The following is a 17,010-nucleotide window of genomic DNA, read 5'->3' as shown; positions in this document are numbered from 1 at the left end:
TTATCATGACGATTCAGCCGCTATTGATGCCCCAATGGAGAGATTCGTGAGATCACCGCTGATCACACTGGCAGTGTGCCTGCTCGCCGCCTGCGGCAACATTCGCGACGTCACCGGCGAACCTCCCTTGGCCGGCATCGACGGGCTGGCGCGCCAGGGTGACGAGCTGGTAATCGAACTGGCCCTGCGCAACGTCAACGACATGCACATGCAATTGAGCGCAATCGAGTTCGAACTCGATCTTGACGCGCAGCCACTGGCAGCCGGGCGCGAGGATCTGCCTCTGAGGATCTCCGCGCGCGGCCGCGAAGTCATACGGCTGAGGGTGAATGGCCACCAGGCCGGTCTGAACCGGCTCGAGGCGCTGGCCAGCGGCGAGCGTGCCAGCCTGCCCTGGTCCCTGGAGCTGACGCTGATCAACCAGGAAGATCGCTTCAACCGCGCCAGCGCGCAAGGTTGGCTGCACCCGGCACCCGGACAGCCCGATCGATTCCGCTGAGGTGTCCGGCTTGGCGCGCTGGCCAATCACGGCCATGCTGCTGGTGCTGACGGCCGGATGCAGCGAACAAGCACCGCCGCACTATCAGGTCCGCATCGCCGCCTTCGGCACGCTGGTGGAACTCACGATCGTCGCCGACGATCAGGCTCTGGCCGAGCGGGTCACGACCGCCATCGACACCGAGTTCCAGGCCCTGCATCGCCGCTGGCACGCCTGGGAGCCGGGGACGCTGGACGACATCAACCGGGCCATCGCCGAAGGCCGGCCGATCGAAATCGATCCGGCCATGGCCGACCTGATCAAGCGCGCGCAGGATCTCGAGCACGCCAGCCTCGGCCTGTTCAACCCGGCCATCGGCCGTTTGCTCTCGCTTTGGGGATTCCACGCCAGCGAGCTGCCCGAGGGCCCACCGCCGGAGGCCGAAAACATCGCCCGGTTGGTGGCTCAGGAGCCCTCACTCGACGATCTCGTCTTCGAGGGCCGCCGGATGCACAGCCGCAACCCGGCGGTACAGCTGGATTTCGGTGCCTTCATCAAGGGGCATGCCGTCGACCGCGCCATCGAATTGCTGGCCGGGGCCGGCATCGAGCGGGCCATCGTCAATGCAGGCGGCGACCTGAGGGTGCTGGGCAAGCGCGTTGACGAGCCCTGGCGCGTGGCCGTACGTCATCCCGACGGCGACGGTCAACGGATACTGGCCTGGTTGAAGGTGCACGACCGCGAGGCTGTCTTCACATCCGGCAACTACCTGCGCTACCGGGCCGACGAGGGATTGCGCCACGGCCATATCCTGGATCCACGCAGCGGCTACCCGGCCGACCACGTGGCCTCGGTCACGGTGATCCACGGCAACGGCGCGACCGCCGATGCGGCGGCCACCGCCCTGGCCGTGGCCGGCCCGGACGAGTGGCCCCGCATCGCACGGCGCCTGGGTGTCGATCAGGTCATGCGCGTCGATGCCGACGGCATGGTCTGGATGACACCCGCCATGGCCCGGCGCAGCGAATTCCGGGACCCGGTCCAGTCCCGCGTCCAGTCATTACCGCCCCGGTGGTGAGGATTCCCCCCAGGCGTCGATCAGCGCCTCGAGCGGCATCGGCCGGCCGAACAGAAAACCTTGCAGCATATGCACACCCAGGCCGCCGAGATGATCCGCCTGGGCGGCGGTCTCCACGCCTTCGGCCACGACCTCCAGGCGCAGCGCCTGGGCCATCTTGATCAGCGCCTCGACCAGGGCCAGCTGTTCGTCGCTTTCTTCCATGTCCCGCACGAACTCGCGATCGATCTTGATCTGCGAGATCAGGAACTTCTTCAGGTAGGTCACCGACGAATACCCCTGGCCAAAGTCATCGATCGCCAGGCGGATGCCCTCGGCATTGAGCCGACGCAACAGCTGATGCTGTCGGGCCCGGTCCGGCATCAGCACCGACTCGGTAATTTCGAAGATCAGGTGATCGCGCGCGACGCCGTGGCGGTCGACGATCTCGATCCAGCGCATCACGGCGGCGCGGTCGTTGAACTCGCGCGGAGAGCGGTTCACGGCCAGGTGCGGATCGAGTCCGGCGCGCTGCATCTTGCGCAGGTCGGCGCAGGCGCGATGGAGCACGAAATCGCCCAGCTCGCGGATCGCGCCCGTGCGCTCGGCCACCGGAATGAACGTGGCCGGCCCGACCAGCCCGCGCTTCGGATGCTGCCAGCGCAGCAGGGCCTCGACCGCCACCAAGCGCCGGCTGGAAGCATCGACCATGGGCTGGTAATAGACCAGGAACTGATCCTCGGCCAGGCCACGCTTGATTTCGTTGTGCAACTGCAGGTGCGACTCGGCATGCTGCCTGAGGGAGTCATTGAAGAAGTAGCTGGTGCCGCGACCGGCCGACTTGGCCGCGTACATCGCCAGGTCGGCATGCTTGAGCAGATCGCCCGGTGTGTGGCCGTCTTCCGGGTACACCGCAATCCCGACCGAACCATCGACGGTCACATCTTGCCCGCTGATCGTCACTGCCGGATGCAGGGCTGTCAGGAGCTTGCCGGAGACCAGCTCGGCGTCGACCGGATCGTCAAGCTCGCGCAGCAGCACGACGAACTCGTCACCACCGAAGCGACCAATCAGGTCATTGCCTCGCACCACGCCACGAATCCGCCGGGCAATTTCCTGAAGCAGCTCGTCACCGGCATCGTGGCCAAGCGAATCGTTGATCTCCTTGAAATGATCGAGATCGATGAACAACAGCGCGAATTGCTCCCGCTGGCGCCGCGCCCGGGCAAGCGCCTCGCCCAGCTGGTACATGAAGTACTGGCGATTGGGCAGTTGGGTCAGGGGATCGAAGCGGGCCTGGTGGCGAATGGTCAGCAGTGCACCGCGCAGGCGATTGCGGCTGCTCAGCAGGCCGAAGAAAAGCAGCCCCATGGCCAGGTTGATTCCGCTGCCCGCCGCCCACTGCCACTGAAACGTGTGCATCGGCTGCTGCCACCCGCCAGCCGGTGGAACTGCACCCAGCACCCACTGGCCCACCGGCAGGTCGACCGGCATGGTGACCGGTTGGCGCAGCCACAACCCCGGGTCCCCCAGAATCACCGCACCGGCCATGCCGAGGCCGTCGTAGCCACGCAGCCCGATCTGCCAGCGGTCGGTTCGCAAGAGCCCGGCGTCGCGAAACAGACGCTCGTGGTCGACGACCACCGAGATGACGCCCCAGAAACGACCGCTGTCGCGCTCGTGCACCGGCACCCGGCCGATCAGCGCGCTGCCACCCTGAACCAGGTCGATCGGTCCGTTGATGACGATATCGCCGGCCGCAATGGCCTGCTCGATCGAGGCCAACTGCTCGGGGTTGTCCCGATAATCGAAGTGCATCGCGGATGCATTGCCCTCGATCGGATAGATATGACGAATCACCAGATCCGGCGCCAGGGCGATATGGCGCGTGTGCAGATCAGCCGTCAGCAGTTCCGAAGCCAGTCGCCTGAAACGCCGGGAATCAATTTCGGGATTGAGCGCGATATCGGCGCGCAGGGTCCGAATGCTGATCAGATTGGCGTTGATATGTCCCTCGAGCCGGGCGCGATAAGCAGACAGTTCCTGCAGCGCCATGAAGCGGTCCAGTTCGGCGATGCGCTGACGCTCACCGTGAATGAAGCGCGCCAGCAGCAGCTCGCCCACCAGGAAAACCGCCAGCGCGGCAAGCAGGCTCAGACCGAGACGCACGACGACGATCCCGAACGATCAGGATGACAGGACCTCACGACTAGCTGGTATCCCCGTTTTATTGTTGGTTATAAATGGTTGACCATCTTGATGGCCAAGCCTACTGCCCTGCGCCGGTCACAGCAAGTAGCCGTGGCCCGCGCAAGCGTGACTTCTGACGGGTCCAGCTGCCATGCCCGGTGGTGTAGACTTCTCCTTTTTGCGGGAGAACTGTCGTGACCATCGCGTTCTGGTGCGTACTGATCGCCGGCCTGATGCCGATCGTCTACGCCGGCATTGCCAAGGCCGGCGACAAGAGTTTCAACAATCGCCGGCCGCGCGACTGGTACGAATCGATTACCGGCTACCGCCGGCGCGCCTGGTGGGCCCAGCAGAACAGTCTGGAAGCCTTTCCGTTATTTGCCGCCGCGGTCATCATTGCCCAGCTTGCCGACGGCACGCAGTCTCTCGTCGATGCACTGGCCATCGCATTCATCGCCTTTCGGGTGGCCTATGGCGTGTGCTACCTGGCCGATGTGCACCTGTTCCGCTCGCTGATGTGGCTGGGCGGACTGCTCTGCTGCATCGGCCTGTTCATTGCCGCGGCCTGAACAGCCGCCATTGACGCGTGACCGGCCGCGTTCTAGGCTATGCGCCAGGCTGAGTCACTACTAGTAACGAATCAGGAAATCGACCCATGAGCCTCAGAATCACACTCGACCTTTCCGACAAGGATCTCAAACGCTTCCGCGACATGGCACGCAAGGCCATGAAAACCACCGGGCAGCAGCAACCCAAACAGATCATCGATGGGGCCAGGAAACTCATCGAAGAAGCCTCCGGACGTGGCAAGAGCAGCGAGTTCGTGCGCGATCGCCTCAAGATGCTCAAGCTGCTGATCGACATGCTCGAAGACGAAGGCTGGGGCATGCAGGAAGTCGGCCGCAATCGCGTGCTGGCCGCGCTGGCCTATTTCAACGATCCGGAAGACCTGATTCCCGACAACATTCCCGGCCTGGGCTTCCTCGACGACGCGATCATGATCGAGCTGATGACGCGCGAGCTCAAGCCCGAAATCGAGGCCTACCAGGATTTTGTCACCTACCGCGCAACCGAGGCCAAACGCCGCGGCATGAAGCCCGATGAACTCAACCGCAGCGACTTCCTCCAGTCGCGCGAACAGGCACTGCTTTCGCGCATGCGGCGACGTCGTCGCCGCAGCGGCGGCAGTGGACGACGCAAATCACCGCTATCGATGTTCTAGGGAACCTCTGAACAACTCTGCACGGAGCGCGTTTTGTCGGAGAAGCCGCAGATCGTGTGGTGCGACGCGAGTGACAGTAGCCATAGCTACGGCCGAGCGGCGCAACGCGCGAGATGCGTCTTCTCCGGCAAAACCCTTCGGGACGGGCCTTTGCGGGGTCTCCGCCCCGTTTCGGCTCACTCATTTGGAATGACCAAACCACGCTCGCCGAAGCCGGAACGGAGCCTCCCGCAAAGGCGCCGTCGCGCCCGCGCAGAGTTGTTCAGAGGTTCCCTACGGCCTGAACATTTCCAGGTGTGGGATGCCGTCTTCGGGGTAAGGGTCGCTGACCGTCTCGAATCCCAGTTCGCGATAGAACCGCTCCAGGTACTGCTGCGCAGAAATGCGCAGCGCCTGGCCGGGAAACGCCTGCTCCGCCGCAGCCAACGCACGATGCATCAACGCCCGACCCAGCCCGGTGCCGCGCACCGATTGGACGGTCAAGACCCGGCCAATGGACGGTTCGGCGAATCGAGTCTCGGGTGGCAGTACACGCGCGTAGGCGCACAGCTCGCCGGAACCGGCCAGGCCGCTGACGTGCAGCCCGACATCATCGAGCCCGTCGAGATCCTGGTAAGGGCAATCCTGCTCGACCACGAACACCGCCGCGCGAGCGGCAAGCACGGCATAAAGCTGTCTGCACGACAGTTCATCGAAACGCTGCACACGCCACTCGACTTCGAGACTCTTCACCATTCAAAGACCATCGATTCATGACTGACAGCGTGCATCATATCCGCCTGCTGGCCGGACTGGAAATCGAACCCGGTCAGTCGCCGACACGCGTGCTCGACCGTCACCAGGCCGACACCCTGGCCGGCCACCTGGCCGAGGACCTGCACCGGGTCGCACCCGACGTCGAACAGGCCATGCTGGTACTCGGTGGCAGCCTGTTCGAACCCGCCGAACTCATCCGCCCCGGTTTTCCGGCTTGGCAAGGCCTGGAAGAACTGGCCGAAGCCACCTTGCGCGAGCGCGGCTTCGCCCCGCGCATCCTGGCCATCGGTGCCCACACCGGGCGCCTGCCACACGCCTCATTGCAGCCGCCGGATCAGGCGCCACTGGGCCAGATGCTGGCCCTGCCGATGACCTTGATCTGTCCGGCCCGACAGGCCGGGGCGCTGCAGAAGAAACTGGAAGCCGTGCTGTTCGAACAGGGCAGCGTTCACCCGCCGGCGCGCGCCCTGCTCGAACAGGCGGCCGGGCTCGACTCGGTGCACGGCCAGCTGCTTACCCTGGCCGACCTGATCGCCCTGCAGCATGTCCAGCTCGACGCTGCCGGTCTGGGCGGATTCTGGCCGGTAGTCGAACAGGTTCTGGTCGATCCCGACATGTCGCAGGAGCACGAGCTGCCCGGCGGGCTGGCGGCCCACTGGCGCCCCGACGAGAATTGCGTCGACATCGACTTCCTCACCCTCGACCAGCATGGCGGCCCCACCGATGTCTATGCGCTCTGGCTGCGCGCCTTCCGCACCCTGACCGCACTGCTAGACAGCCACGGCATCGGCTGGCAGGCGCAGCCTGCCAACCCGGTGATGCACGATCCAGAGACGCTCAGCATGATCGAAGCCGCCGGCGAATTCGACAGCGCCAACAGCCTGACCGTGCACCAGCATCCCGATATCGGCCTGCTGGCCTGGAGCGTGGTCGAAGACGGCCGCCTGGTGCACATCTATCCCCTGAGTCCCGAATCGACCGAGCGCGTCATGGGCGACCTGGCCGCACGTGGGCTCGAACGCTTCGACCAGCGCCAGCAAGTACACGTTGACCCCACTAGCGGCCGACTGCGTCCGGCCACCCAGGAACGCGACGAATGAGCAAAAAGAAATACGACAACAACCCCCGTGCCTACGTGGCCGATTCTCCCATCCACGGCCGCGGCCTCTTCGCCCGCCAGCCGATCGAGGCTGAAGAATTCATCGGCACCTACGAAGGCCCGGCAACCCAGAAGGACGGCATGCACGTGCTGTGGCTGTGGAACGAAGACACTGAGCAATGGGAAGGCATCAACGGCAAGAACGAAATGCGCTTTCTCAACCACGACAAGGAGCCCAACGCCGACTGGTGGGGCGAGGACCTCTATGCCCTGCGCCCCATCGCAGCCGACGAAGAGATTACCTTCGACTACGGCTGGGACGAGGAGGAGTAGCCCTCAAGCACCGCAACTGCAGCCGCACCCGGCTTCCTCCGGCACCGACTCCGCCTGTGGCACATCACCCTTGACCACGAATACTTCCCAGCGATGCCCGTCAGGATCGGCGATCCAGACCTTGTCCTGGACGGCATGGCAGCAATCCGTATCCGTTTCGACCAGGGTTTCCAGGCCCGCTGCCTGGAGCCGCTCAATCGACTCGAACACCGCTTCGCGATCAGCCACCTGCACCCCCAGGTGTGACACGCTGGATTTCTTGGCCTCGTTCAAAGCCAGCTTCAACGGCGGATTGTCCAGCTCGAAATTGGCATATCCCGAGCGAACCTTGGCCGGCTCGGCCTGCAGGAAGTTTCGGTAGAAGGCCACGGCGGCGTCCAGGTTCTTCACGTCCAATGAAATATGGGTCTTGTTCATGTCTTGCTCCTGTATTTCTGCAAATATCGAAGTAATGAGTCAAAAAAAGCCGCTGAAACAACCGGGCAATCGGCCTAGCAACAGCGACCAGCCAAGTCCGAATCCACCACCGCATTGCGGCTGCAGCATTCGGCATAGAGAAAATCGAGCAGGGCCTGCAGGGTGTCGTCCCGCGCGGCGTAGCGAATCCACTGGCTCTCGCGCACCGAGACCACCAGCCCCACCTCGCGCAGGCGATGCAGGTGATGCGAAAGCGTCGAAGCCGGAATCCCCAGCTTCTCCTGGATCTCCCCGGCTGCGACGGCATCGGGATACGCCGCCAGCAATAGCCGCATCACTTCCAAGCGAGCACCCTGCCCCAATGCGGCAAATACAGGTGCCAGGCTTTCAGCGGAAATTGTATGGGCGGCTGCTCTTTTCATATTTCCAGAATACTCGAAATAAAGACTGAATGCAACAGCGATCTGTCATCTGGCTTGATCCACAACCGCTTTATGCCCCAGGCGGCCCTCGAAACGGTATGCTCTCCGCTTCCGATCCGGCCAACCCCATTTCTGATCGAGCCATGAGCGAATCCACGCATTCTGTCGCCGACGAACTCAAGGCCATGGCCGAGCTGGTGCTGCTCGGCATGATCTGGGGCGGGTCTTTTCTGCTCATGCGCGTGGCCGCGCCGGAGTTCGGACCGTTCGCACTGGTCGAGATTCGGCTGGCCTTCGGCGCCCTGGTGCTGCTGCCCTTCGTCTACCGCGCGCGCAAGCGACTGGCCGGGCGTTGGCATGTGTTGTTCGGGATCGGACTGATCAACTCGGCCGTTCCCTTCCTCCTCTTCGCCTGGGCCACGGCCATCGCGCCGGCCGGCATCAGCGCAATTGCCAACAGCATGACGGCGCTGTTCGCGGTGGTCTTCGCCGGCCTGATGTTTGGCGAAAAGATCGGCATTCGCCGCGGCTTTGGCCTGATTTCAGGAATCGTGGGCGTCATCGTGATGGTCGGCATGCCGATGGCCGGCGTACCCGTCGGCTGGGCCGCGCTGGCCGCCACCACCGCCGCCGCCTGCTACGGCCTGGCCGGCAACCTGGTCAAACGGCATCTCGCCGGCCTGCCGCCAATTGCACTCGGCGGTGCCACGCTTTCGTGCAGCGCCATCGTGCTCTCGCCCCTGGCGATCTGGCACTGGCCCGGGCAACCATTGACAGTCACCGTCTGGGCCAGCGCAATCACACTGGGCGTGTTGTGCACCGGCATCGCCTACGCCTTTCTGTTCCGGCTGCTCGAAACGATCGGTCCGAGCCGCACGGCCACCGTGACCTACCTGGTGCCACTGTTCGGCGTTGCCTGGGCCTGGCTGGTCCTGGGCGAAGCCGTCACACCCGGCATGATGATCGCCGGCATCCTCATCCTGGGCGGTGTGGCCCTGAGCCAATCCCGTCGCCCGCCGCCGGTTGTTCCACGCCAGGCCTGACCGGCCGGCTCAATTCCTGGCCTCAGCCGAGCCCCAGTGCCGCGAACCATTGCGCGAATGCCCGCCACGGCCCGCTCGAGGTCAGAGAAGCCAGCGCCGGGATCTGGATCAGCACGAACACACCGAGCATCACCGGAAAGACCCAGCGACCCCGCGGCGAGTTTCGATCCAGCCAGATCAGCAGGACCAGCACGGCATCGGTCAACAGAAACGTGAACCACTGGTAGTTCCAAGTTGGAAGCGGTTGTGCCATGAACATCAATCGCACCACGATGGGGTCGATCAGCGTCAACGCCGTGCAGAGCATGAAACGCATGTGTACCGGCGAGTCGTGGCGCTTGATGATGGCCATGGCATAGCAGGCGGCAAAAACCAGCCCGAGCGATAACTGCAGATACAGGATGTAGGTCTGGATGGCCAGGCGTTCACCGGCCAGGCCCTGCATGTTGGCGTGGGCCAGCAACACAACGCTGGCAAGAACCAGCGGCGCGACGACGTAGGACAGCCGGCCCACCATTCGGTGCAAGTCACGCCGACCGGCGCGAATCGCCATCGGCTGCGCAATCAGCAACAACAACCACAGAGTTGCCGAGGCGGCGTGCAGATGGGTGTAGCCGGTCTGGCCGGACAGTTGCGACAGGTAGGTCGGCCAGAAGGCCACGATGGCCAGCGCCAGCAACGCGCCGAAGAACGGACCGCTGCCGGTGAGGTTCAGCCGCCGAACCGCAGCCGGCGCGACCGGAGGCACTGCACTCATGAGTTCACCCTCCCTTCGGGCTGCCGAATATCATGCGCCCATCCGCGCAAAAAGTCATCCGAATCAGCGCCGCATGAACCGAGCAGACTTTGCAGAACAGCGTATTCCGGGAGAAGATGGCAACCTGACCGGAAGCACAGGAATCGAACCGGAACCCGCACCATGAGCTCGCAATCACAAGTTCGCTGGATCGCCCTGCTGCGCGGTATCAACGTCGGCGGCCACAACAAGATGCCCATGGCCGAGCTGCGCAACCTGTGCGCCGGCCTCGGCTGGCAGAATGTGGCCACCTACATCCAGAGCGGCAACATCCTGTTCAGCGCCGAAGGCAGCACCTCGGCGCTGGAAAAACAGCTCGCCGGCGCCATCGCCTCGCATTTCGGCCACCGCGTGTCGGTCATCGTGCGCCCGGCCGCGGCCTGGCCGCTGTATATCGAACTCAATCCGTTTCCGGAGGCCTCGGCCTCCGAACCCAACCGCGTCATGCTCGGGCTGGCCCAGAAGTCGCTGGCAGCCGATGCGGCCGAGAGGCTGAGCGAGTTCGCCGCCTCGGGCGAGTCGATCGCGCAACGCACCGACAGCCTCTGGATCCACTACGCCTCAGGCTCAGCCCGTTCAAAGATCACCCCCGCCCTGCTCGACCGCCTGGCCGGCTCGCCGGTCACCACCCGCAATTGGCGCACGGTCCTCAAGATCAACGAAATGATCGGCTGAAGATCCAGCTCACTACTTCCAGGTCGCTTTCAGGCGGGCCGAGCGAATTGGACCACGGCAGGCGTCGGAGTCGGCCGTGACCGGGTTCTACGGCACGATGACAATTCGGCCGCATGCCTGCCCTGCCTGAAGGCACTGGATCGCCGAGGGCACCTCCGCCAGAGGGAAGGTCCTGCCCACGATGGGAGTCAGCTGCCCGGCCTCGATCATGTCTCGCAGGATCTCCAGGGCATCGCGCTTTTCCATCGTCTCGAACCATGACTTGTCCAGGTTCCGGTCGAATCGCGCCCGCACCATAAAGCCGAGAAAATACGGTATGCCGCCGAGCGTGCGGCGACCTTTTGCCCCGTAGTGATCGTGACCGATCATGACATAGATGCCATCGGGCTCGAGTATCCGTCTGCAGTCGGAAATTGATAGGGACGATGCCACGTCGATGATGAGATCAAAGCGTTCGTCAAGCCGGGTGACGTCCTCTCTCGTGTAGTCCATCACTTCGTCGGCACCCAGCGTTCGCAAGTAGTCGAGCTTGGTGGCGTGATCCACACCGACGACATAAGCCCCCTTGGCCTTGGCCATCTGAATGGCGATACTCCCCACACCGCCGGCCGCGCCGTTGATCACGATGCGCTGCCCCGGCCTAGACCATATGTGCTTGCGCAGATTGACGAGGGCGATGATTCCGGAGGTCGGCACCGACCCCGCCTGCTCGAAGGTGATGTTCTCGGGCTTGAGCGCCAATACGTGTTGAGGGACACACACATATTCGGCATAGGCGCCCCCGTTGGTCCACTGAATCCTGTCATGGGTTTCGCCGAATACCGCATCCCCGGGGCGAAAGTCGACCACGGCACTGCCCACCTTCTCTACTTCGCCGGCCATGTCCAGGCCGGGGATCGGCTGCTTTTGCCTACGCAGGCCCGCGCCCATCAGACGCATGAGGCGGGGGTAGCCGCTGACCGCATGCCACACATCGGGATTGACCGAGGCTGCCCGCACGCGCACAAGCACCTCGCCCGGAGCAGGTGTCGGGACCTCGACTTCACGCAAGTGCAGCACTTCATCGGGGGCACCATACTGATCCTGGACCATGGCCCGCATGCTAGTCATTTGGCACCCCGCAGGTCCGCGCCAGTACGCAGGCCGACCAGTCGCTGGAGCGGCAAGCCAATGAAGCGATGAATGACGAAGGTCACCAGCGCCATGAGTGAACCGAACAGGGCTGGCAGGACGACGCCGAAGCTCACACTCATGCCCAGCACGAAACCGAGCAGGCATTCGGGCCGGTACACCGGCAGAAACAGGGCCAGCGGCAGCAGGCTGAAGAACAGAGAGTTCGTAATCGACTCATGACCACTGAAGAAAGTGACCGACATGGCCACACCGTAGGCCGTACCCGCTACCAGGCCTACAACGATGGATCTGAGGCCGGCGTAATCCGCAGCCTTGACGCGGCGCCCGGCCAGGCTCAGCAGCCCCCAGGCCAGCACGGGCAATAGCAGGCCGCCATACCAATCGGAAACTGTCGGCAGCTCCGGGTTATTGAGCAGATGATGGGCCGGGACGCCAGCGTGAAAATGCCGCCACACGAGCAGGCCCCAAATGGCCAGCGTGATGAAAGCGCTCAGGCCGATTTTCAGTCGGTCGAATCGATGTATGGCCATGAGCCCAAGCTCCGATGGTTTCCCGAAAGCGTAGGCGAACGACATCGGACATGCCTGTGCCATGAGTCATTCTGCCCTCAGACCTGGAAAGTTCCTACGCCTGCAGTAAAACGAAATGAAAGGGGAGCCCAGAAGCGCCATCGAATAAAACGGAAGTGATCATATCGTTGTCACTTCCTCTCGGCATCGAATGCAGCGCATAGCCACAGCTGCAACAACTGCGGCACTTCATCATCCTCGAAAGCAGGCTCTGCGATGCGCTGCAGATCGAAGCCCGCCGCTAGCGCCACGGAAACGAACTCCGAAACCGAATGATTCCACGCCGGGACGAATTCTTCTGTGTCGCTGCCTTCGGGCATGAACCGGGCCTGTCCGCCGGCGAGCTGGCGGTAAGGATGCAGTTCGGCGATGTAGAGCAGTCCGCCATTGTGCAGCACACGCCGGGCCTGGGTGAACACCGGACCGAGGTCTCCGACGTGCTCGAGCACCAGGGTAATGACGACTAGATCGCATGAATCATCGTTGCCTGGCCACCGGTGCGTGACATCCCCCGCTTCGAACCATACCGAGGGCTGGCCGACGCGATCTCTTGCCCGTTTGAGCATCGCCTCGGAAAAATCCATAGCTACAACCTGCTCGGCCTGCGAAGCCAGGTACTCGGTATTCAGCCCGGTGCCGCAGCCGGCCTCGAAGACCCGGGCACCGGCCAGGGGAAGCTCGGCCCGGCGCAGGCACTGCATGTTCAGGTCGCGCGTGCGGTTGTTGTTGTGGTCATACTGGTCGGCCCAGCGGTTGTAGGCTTCCCGGACGCTCAATGTCTGGACTCCATCGCGGCTGCGAGAGCCATTTCACCACATCCCGGAGGGCGCCGACAGGAATCGCAGCGTGGGCACCCAACAGGATCGCCTCAACCCACTGCTTTATAAGGCTTTTCTGGGCGGAGCCCGGATTGCGATCCTGCGCCCACCGGCTGAACTGGAGGTGCGGCATCTGCCCAGATGCCGCAAACACGTTTCAGCGGAAACGTGCGCCCCGCATTGGGGCGGGCAAGCGATGAACGATGACATGGTGGTCGAGGGGATGTTGCAGCGGTGACGGGGGTTTGCACAGAAGTCAGACTTGGTCAGACTTCATCCGGATACGCCTTTCCCTGCTCGTGCCATTCCTCACGAGTCCGCTCCAGAAAGGCGCTGACTCCAGTCTGTACCGCTACGTCCGGATAATTACGGAGTCGCAGATAATATCCGAGCCGCACCTCCGGGGCCGGCCGGTGTGCCGAGATAAATCCTGCGTAGCCGGCACGCTCACGCAGAAGACGCAACGCCGCACGACGAGCCTTTTCGCTGCGGCTCTGATCGAGGCTGATATGGCGAGCCGCCTCCATGAACAGCAGCCCGGCCTCGGTTCGTCTACGACTTTCCATATCCTGGAGGAATTCAAATACCGTGGTGATCCGATCGTCAGCTTGTTCGTACAGCGACCGGTTCACTTGTGCTACCAGGGTCGCGAGGGCTTCATCGGCAGGGACGACGAATCCCGGGTACGCAAACTCCACGGCATCGAACGCCGTTGAATACATGGAAGTGCTCAGGTTCCAGGATTGACGGATATCCTCGGGTTCACCGCGATATCCGGGGTCCACCACCCGCAGTCTCGGCGGCATGCCCATCAGTTCGGACTGTACCAGGACCCTGGCCTGGCTGGAGCCACTCCAGAGATGGTCCAGGGCACGCCAGATCCAGTCACCCCACCAGGGCAGCAATGCCAGACTGCCCAGGAAGACCGTGGTTCGCAGCCACTTTGGACTGGTAAAGAACATGAGGAAGCAGCCAATTGCCCAGGCCGTGGCGCCCATCATGGCGGGAAAGATCAGCCATTCCAGGCGGCTTTCCACCAGTGGTGGATTCTCGGCCAGGAGCCGGGACGGAAGGGCCTCGGCCGGTTGTGCCGGATTGAAACGCATCTCGAGCTGCCGGCTGTGGGTCCAGGCATGGATCAGATGCTCGGTCGGCTGATCAAGCTGGGACACCAGCGCCTCCAGGGCGGTTGGCTCTTCATCGATGCCGAAGCCGTAGCGATCCCAGGCTTGGTTGCTCTCCAACCATTCGAATGCCCTGGGTGAGAAGCGCAGGTCAATCTCCGGCTCACCATTGAGGTTTCGCCACGGAACGGCCTTGCCGTCTCCAAGCGTCGAGTTTTTAATCAGGTCCGAGCCGTAGGAAATGCCACCCCACTGTCGGCAAAACACCGCATCCTGGTCCCCCCGAAGGCCCATATCCATCATCACGTGGATACACAGATCGGGACGAGTCGCCGCCTGCCAGTTGACGGCATCGCCCATGGTTTCAACGTCGAAATCGATGCGCCACCAGGCATCATGGATGGTGGCATCGGCAGTTTCGGTCAAGCGCTGTTGCTGCTCCCTGAGCTCCAGATCATCCTGGAGCAATGCCCAGGTGCCGGTGAGAAACATCGCGCCCACCAGCAATGGGAAAATGGCCTTGGCCAGAAAAATGCGCCCGAGAATGAAACTGCCGATGGCCTCAGCCGCCAATCGAAGCTCCGAATCGCGTTTCTTCTCGTGCCCGCTGCGCATCTAGGCGCCCTCCGTACTCTGGATCAGACCTCCAGCCAAGGCGGAACTGATTTCATGGCCTGGCTCAACGGCTGCGGTTTGCCAATGTAGTAGCCCTGGATCTGATCACAGCCCAATGACTTGAAGAGCCGGTACTGTTCCTGAGTCTCGACCCCCTCGGCAATCACCTTCAGACCCAGGTTCCGGGCCAGGTCCATGATGGATCGTATGATGGCCTTGGCACTGCGGCGATCATCGAGCAGGTCGGCAGTAAAGGCGCGGTCGATCTTGAGTGTGTCGATGGGCAGCCTGCGGAGATAGTTGAGTGATGAATAACCACTGCCAAAATCGTCGATCGCGATACTGACGCGCGGCAAGAACTTCTTGAACAGATTGAGGTGATCGATTGCGGTATGCACGTCCTGCATCAGCATGGACTCGGTAATTTCCAGTTGAATCCTGCGGTCGATTGAAGGCCCAAATGCCCGCGCCGTTTCAACAAAGCGATCAACAACATAACGATCGTAAAGGTCGCGCGTTGAAAGATTGATACCAATGCGCATCTCCGCATTATCACCGCAGAGTTCTTTGGCATCTGTACAAGCCTGCTGCATCACCCACCGATCAAGTCGGCAAATAAGATCCGAGCGCTCCGCGACGGGCAGGAAGGCCGCCGGCATCATCAAACCCTTGATCGGATGCTGCCACCGAACCAGCGCTTCGAACCCGGAAAGGCGATCCGTTTGTGCACAACATAAGGGCTGATAGTGGACGATTAGCTGATCGTTGTCGATGGCCTGCTGCAGGTCGTAGCGCATTTCAATCAGAACCCTTACGCTTTCTCCCATCGACGCATCGTAGAAAGCGAATCGGTTCTTGCCAGCCGCCTTGGCTTCATACATGGCAATATCGGCATTGCGAAGCATCTTGTCGCACCCAGCCTGGTCATCGGGCATTAGAGAAATGCCGATGCTTGCATGGATGATGATGCGCTGACGCTCAATCATCACAGGTGCACTAATGGACTCGATTGTACGTTCGGCCAGGGCAGCGGCGTCTTCGCCCGATTTCAACTCACAAACCATAACGAACTCGTCACCACCCAGCCGGGCAACTGTATCCGACCCCCGGATCATTTTCTTCAAGCGCTCAGCAATGACGCACAACAACTTATCCCCGGACGAATGCGTGAGCGTGTCGTTGACGAGCTTGAAATCATCGATATCAAGCAGCAACACCGCGACCTTGTGTCCATTTCTTCGGGCACGCTCCGCCGCCAGCGCGAACCGATCATGCAACAGCTTACGGTTAGGCAACTGAGTCAAGGCATCGTGATAGGCCATATGTGTGAGTTCACGGCCCAGTCGTGCAGCATCCATGGCGCTGGACAGCAATTGGGCAAGCAGCCTCAGGTTGTCGCGAATATCCTTGTCCCAGTGGCCCTTCTGGCGCACGGCATCCAGCCCGAACATGCCAACAGCCCGGCCGTCACGAATAATGGGAACGATAATCAGAGAGCGGATCTTTTGCTGCTGGTACTCTTCCCGGTCCTTTCGCGCTTCTTCGGGCAGCTCCGATACATCTGGCGCATGAGCCACCTGGAGGCGTTCCATAAGCTTTTTCAGCCAGGGGAAATCGCTGAAAGCGACATTCTGCAGGCGATGGATGGCGGGCGGGACATCCTTCCCCGTCCACTCATGGGTATTGGTAATAGAGTCATTATCCCAGTCAATGGAAAAGACATACGAACGGTCCACACTGAAGAACTGACCGATATCAGCCAGCACGTCGTCAATAGCCCCATCGATTCTTTCCGGATCGAGATTAACCAGGCGAGAGGAAATATCGAGTAGTAGCTGGTTGAATCGGACCTTGTGTTCTACGCTCAGCTTCAGGCGCTCATGCTCGGAAATATCGCGGATAGCTGCAACAAACAGAATCTCAGAGCCATGATCAAGGCGGTTGAGATTGACCTCGATGGGTATCTCTCTGCCGTTTGCCTGACGATGGGTGGAATAAATTGTCTTGTGCGATAGCCCTTGCTCAAGCATTTCGTCGAGCATGGACTTGAAGGCCTTGGCATCGCGGTAGGGGTTGAGAGTGTGGATAAGCATTTGAAGCAACTCATCGCGGCTGTAACCGGTCTGATCGGTTGCCGCGGGATTCACTTCCAGTATCCTGCCTTCGACGTCGTGGAGGTACACCGCATCGCGAACGCCCTCTACCAGCATCTGGTACAGAGATGGGTTGTGCTGTGATGGTGTGGACAAGGGCATTGAAATC

19 protein-coding genes are annotated in these 17,010 nt (G+C 62.0%); 9 read left to right on the top strand and 10 right to left on the bottom strand.

Annotated elements, in window-relative coordinates; translation table 11 throughout:
- Positions 1 to 46: 46 nt before the first annotated feature.
- Complete coding sequence (locus G4Y73_RS10800) at positions 47 to 499, top strand: LEA type 2 family protein (RefSeq protein WP_164231648.1); 453 nt, start codon at positions 47 to 49, stop codon at positions 497 to 499.
- Between the two features lie 10 nt (positions 500 to 509).
- A complete protein-coding gene (locus G4Y73_RS10795; RefSeq protein WP_240451280.1) occupies positions 510 to 1,556 on the top strand; it encodes an FAD:protein FMN transferase in 1,047 nt (348 codons plus the stop codon).
- On the opposite strand, the gene G4Y73_RS10790 is transcribed toward G4Y73_RS10795, so the two are convergent.
- Positions 1,539 to 3,704, bottom strand: a complete 2,166-nt coding sequence (locus G4Y73_RS10790; protein WP_164231647.1) for an EAL domain-containing protein — start codon at positions 3,702 to 3,704, stop codon at positions 1,539 to 1,541. The genes G4Y73_RS10795 and G4Y73_RS10790 overlap by 18 nt on opposite strands.
- 215 nt (positions 3,705 to 3,919) lie before the next feature.
- On the opposite strand from G4Y73_RS10790, the gene G4Y73_RS10785 reads away from it, so the two are divergent.
- Both G4Y73_RS10785 and G4Y73_RS10780 read left to right on the top strand, forming a co-directional pair.
- On the top strand, positions 3,920 to 4,294 hold the full coding sequence (locus G4Y73_RS10785; RefSeq protein WP_164231646.1) for an MAPEG family protein: 375 nt from the start codon (positions 3,920 to 3,922) through the stop codon (positions 4,292 to 4,294).
- An 86-nt stretch (positions 4,295 to 4,380) separates the two neighbouring features.
- Positions 4,381 to 4,947 carry a YkvA family protein gene (locus G4Y73_RS10780; RefSeq protein ID WP_164231645.1) on the top strand — a complete coding sequence of 189 codons (567 nt, stop codon included), beginning with the start codon at positions 4,381 to 4,383 and terminating at the stop codon, positions 4,945 to 4,947.
- Between the two features lie 273 nt (positions 4,948 to 5,220).
- Here the strand turns inward: G4Y73_RS10780 and G4Y73_RS10775 are convergent, their stop codons facing one another.
- Positions 5,221 to 5,682 (bottom strand): GNAT family N-acetyltransferase, encoded by a 462-nt coding sequence (locus tag G4Y73_RS10775; protein ID WP_164231644.1) that lies wholly within the window; start codon positions 5,680 to 5,682, stop codon positions 5,221 to 5,223.
- Between the two features lie 17 nt (positions 5,683 to 5,699).
- Between G4Y73_RS10775 and G4Y73_RS10770 the strand changes: the two genes are divergently transcribed.
- Complete coding sequence (locus tag G4Y73_RS10770) at positions 5,700 to 6,803, top strand: hypothetical protein (protein ID WP_164231643.1); 1,104 nt, start codon at positions 5,700 to 5,702, stop codon at positions 6,801 to 6,803.
- Positions 6,800 to 7,135: an SET domain-containing protein gene (locus tag G4Y73_RS10765; protein WP_164231642.1), complete on the top strand. Its 336-nt coding sequence runs from the start codon at positions 6,800 to 6,802 to the stop codon at positions 7,133 to 7,135. Before G4Y73_RS10770 ends, G4Y73_RS10765 begins: the two co-directional genes overlap by 4 nt.
- A gap of 3 nt (positions 7,136 to 7,138) precedes the next feature.
- On the opposite strand, the gene G4Y73_RS10760 is transcribed toward G4Y73_RS10765, so the two are convergent.
- Both G4Y73_RS10760 and G4Y73_RS10755 read right to left on the bottom strand, forming a co-directional pair.
- Complete coding sequence (locus tag G4Y73_RS10760) at positions 7,139 to 7,552, bottom strand: ArsI/CadI family heavy metal resistance metalloenzyme (RefSeq protein ID WP_164231641.1); 414 nt, start codon at positions 7,550 to 7,552, stop codon at positions 7,139 to 7,141.
- Positions 7,553 to 7,626: 74 nt separating this feature from the next.
- Complete coding sequence (locus G4Y73_RS10755) at positions 7,627 to 7,974, bottom strand: metalloregulator ArsR/SmtB family transcription factor (protein ID WP_164231640.1); 348 nt, start codon at positions 7,972 to 7,974, stop codon at positions 7,627 to 7,629.
- Between the two features lie 143 nt (positions 7,975 to 8,117).
- Here G4Y73_RS10755 and G4Y73_RS10750 point away from each other — a divergent pair, with 143 nt between their 5' ends.
- Positions 8,118 to 9,017, top strand: a complete 900-nt coding sequence (locus G4Y73_RS10750; RefSeq protein WP_164231639.1) for a DMT family transporter — start codon at positions 8,118 to 8,120, stop codon at positions 9,015 to 9,017.
- A gap of 22 nt (positions 9,018 to 9,039) precedes the next feature.
- Here the strand turns inward: G4Y73_RS10750 and G4Y73_RS10745 are convergent, their stop codons facing one another.
- Complete coding sequence (locus G4Y73_RS10745) at positions 9,040 to 9,774, bottom strand: hypothetical protein (protein ID WP_164231638.1); 735 nt, start codon at positions 9,772 to 9,774, stop codon at positions 9,040 to 9,042.
- 162 nt (positions 9,775 to 9,936) lie between these two features.
- On the opposite strand from G4Y73_RS10745, the gene G4Y73_RS10740 reads away from it, so the two are divergent.
- Positions 9,937 to 10,488 carry a DUF1697 domain-containing protein gene (locus G4Y73_RS10740; RefSeq protein ID WP_164231637.1) on the top strand — a complete coding sequence of 184 codons (552 nt, stop codon included), beginning with the start codon at positions 9,937 to 9,939 and terminating at the stop codon, positions 10,486 to 10,488.
- An 87-nt stretch (positions 10,489 to 10,575) separates the two neighbouring features.
- Here G4Y73_RS10740 and G4Y73_RS10735 read toward each other — a convergent pair whose 3' ends face one another.
- From G4Y73_RS10735 to G4Y73_RS10725, 3 genes are all read right to left on the bottom strand, one after another.
- Entirely contained in the window at positions 10,576 to 11,598 is a 1,023-nt protein-coding gene (locus tag G4Y73_RS10735) for an NAD(P)-dependent alcohol dehydrogenase (RefSeq protein ID WP_164231636.1), read from the bottom strand.
- Positions 11,595 to 12,152: a hypothetical protein gene (locus G4Y73_RS10730; RefSeq protein ID WP_164231635.1), complete on the bottom strand. Its 558-nt coding sequence runs from the start codon at positions 12,150 to 12,152 to the stop codon at positions 11,595 to 11,597. The genes G4Y73_RS10735 and G4Y73_RS10730 overlap by 4 nt, the downstream gene beginning before the upstream one ends.
- A gap of 170 nt (positions 12,153 to 12,322) precedes the next feature.
- Positions 12,323 to 12,967, bottom strand: a complete 645-nt coding sequence (locus G4Y73_RS10725) for a class I SAM-dependent methyltransferase (RefSeq protein WP_164231634.1) — start codon at positions 12,965 to 12,967, stop codon at positions 12,323 to 12,325.
- Between the two features lie 70 nt (positions 12,968 to 13,037).
- On the opposite strand from G4Y73_RS10725, the gene G4Y73_RS10720 reads away from it, so the two are divergent.
- Positions 13,038 to 13,247: a hypothetical protein gene (locus tag G4Y73_RS10720; RefSeq protein ID WP_164231633.1), complete on the top strand. Its 210-nt coding sequence runs from the start codon at positions 13,038 to 13,040 to the stop codon at positions 13,245 to 13,247.
- A 28-nt stretch (positions 13,248 to 13,275) separates the two neighbouring features.
- Here G4Y73_RS10720 and G4Y73_RS10715 read toward each other — a convergent pair whose 3' ends face one another.
- Both G4Y73_RS10715 and G4Y73_RS10710 read right to left on the bottom strand, forming a co-directional pair.
- The gene (locus tag G4Y73_RS10715; RefSeq protein WP_164231632.1) at positions 13,276 to 14,748 is read right to left on the bottom strand and encodes a hypothetical protein; all 1,473 of its coding nucleotides are present in this window, start codon (positions 14,746 to 14,748) and stop codon (positions 13,276 to 13,278) included.
- A 23-nt stretch (positions 14,749 to 14,771) separates the two neighbouring features.
- Positions 14,772 to 17,003 carry an EAL domain-containing protein gene (locus G4Y73_RS10710; RefSeq protein ID WP_164231631.1) on the bottom strand — a complete coding sequence of 744 codons (2,232 nt, stop codon included), beginning with the start codon at positions 17,001 to 17,003 and terminating at the stop codon, positions 14,772 to 14,774.
- Positions 17,004 to 17,010: the final 7 nt, after the last annotated feature.

Source organism: Wenzhouxiangella sp. XN201 (assembly GCF_011008905.1).
GTDB lineage: Bacteria > Pseudomonadota > Gammaproteobacteria > Xanthomonadales > Wenzhouxiangellaceae > Wenzhouxiangella.
The sequence above is the reverse complement of the archived record's forward strand: the minus strand, read 5'-3'. Positions and strand labels throughout refer to the sequence as shown.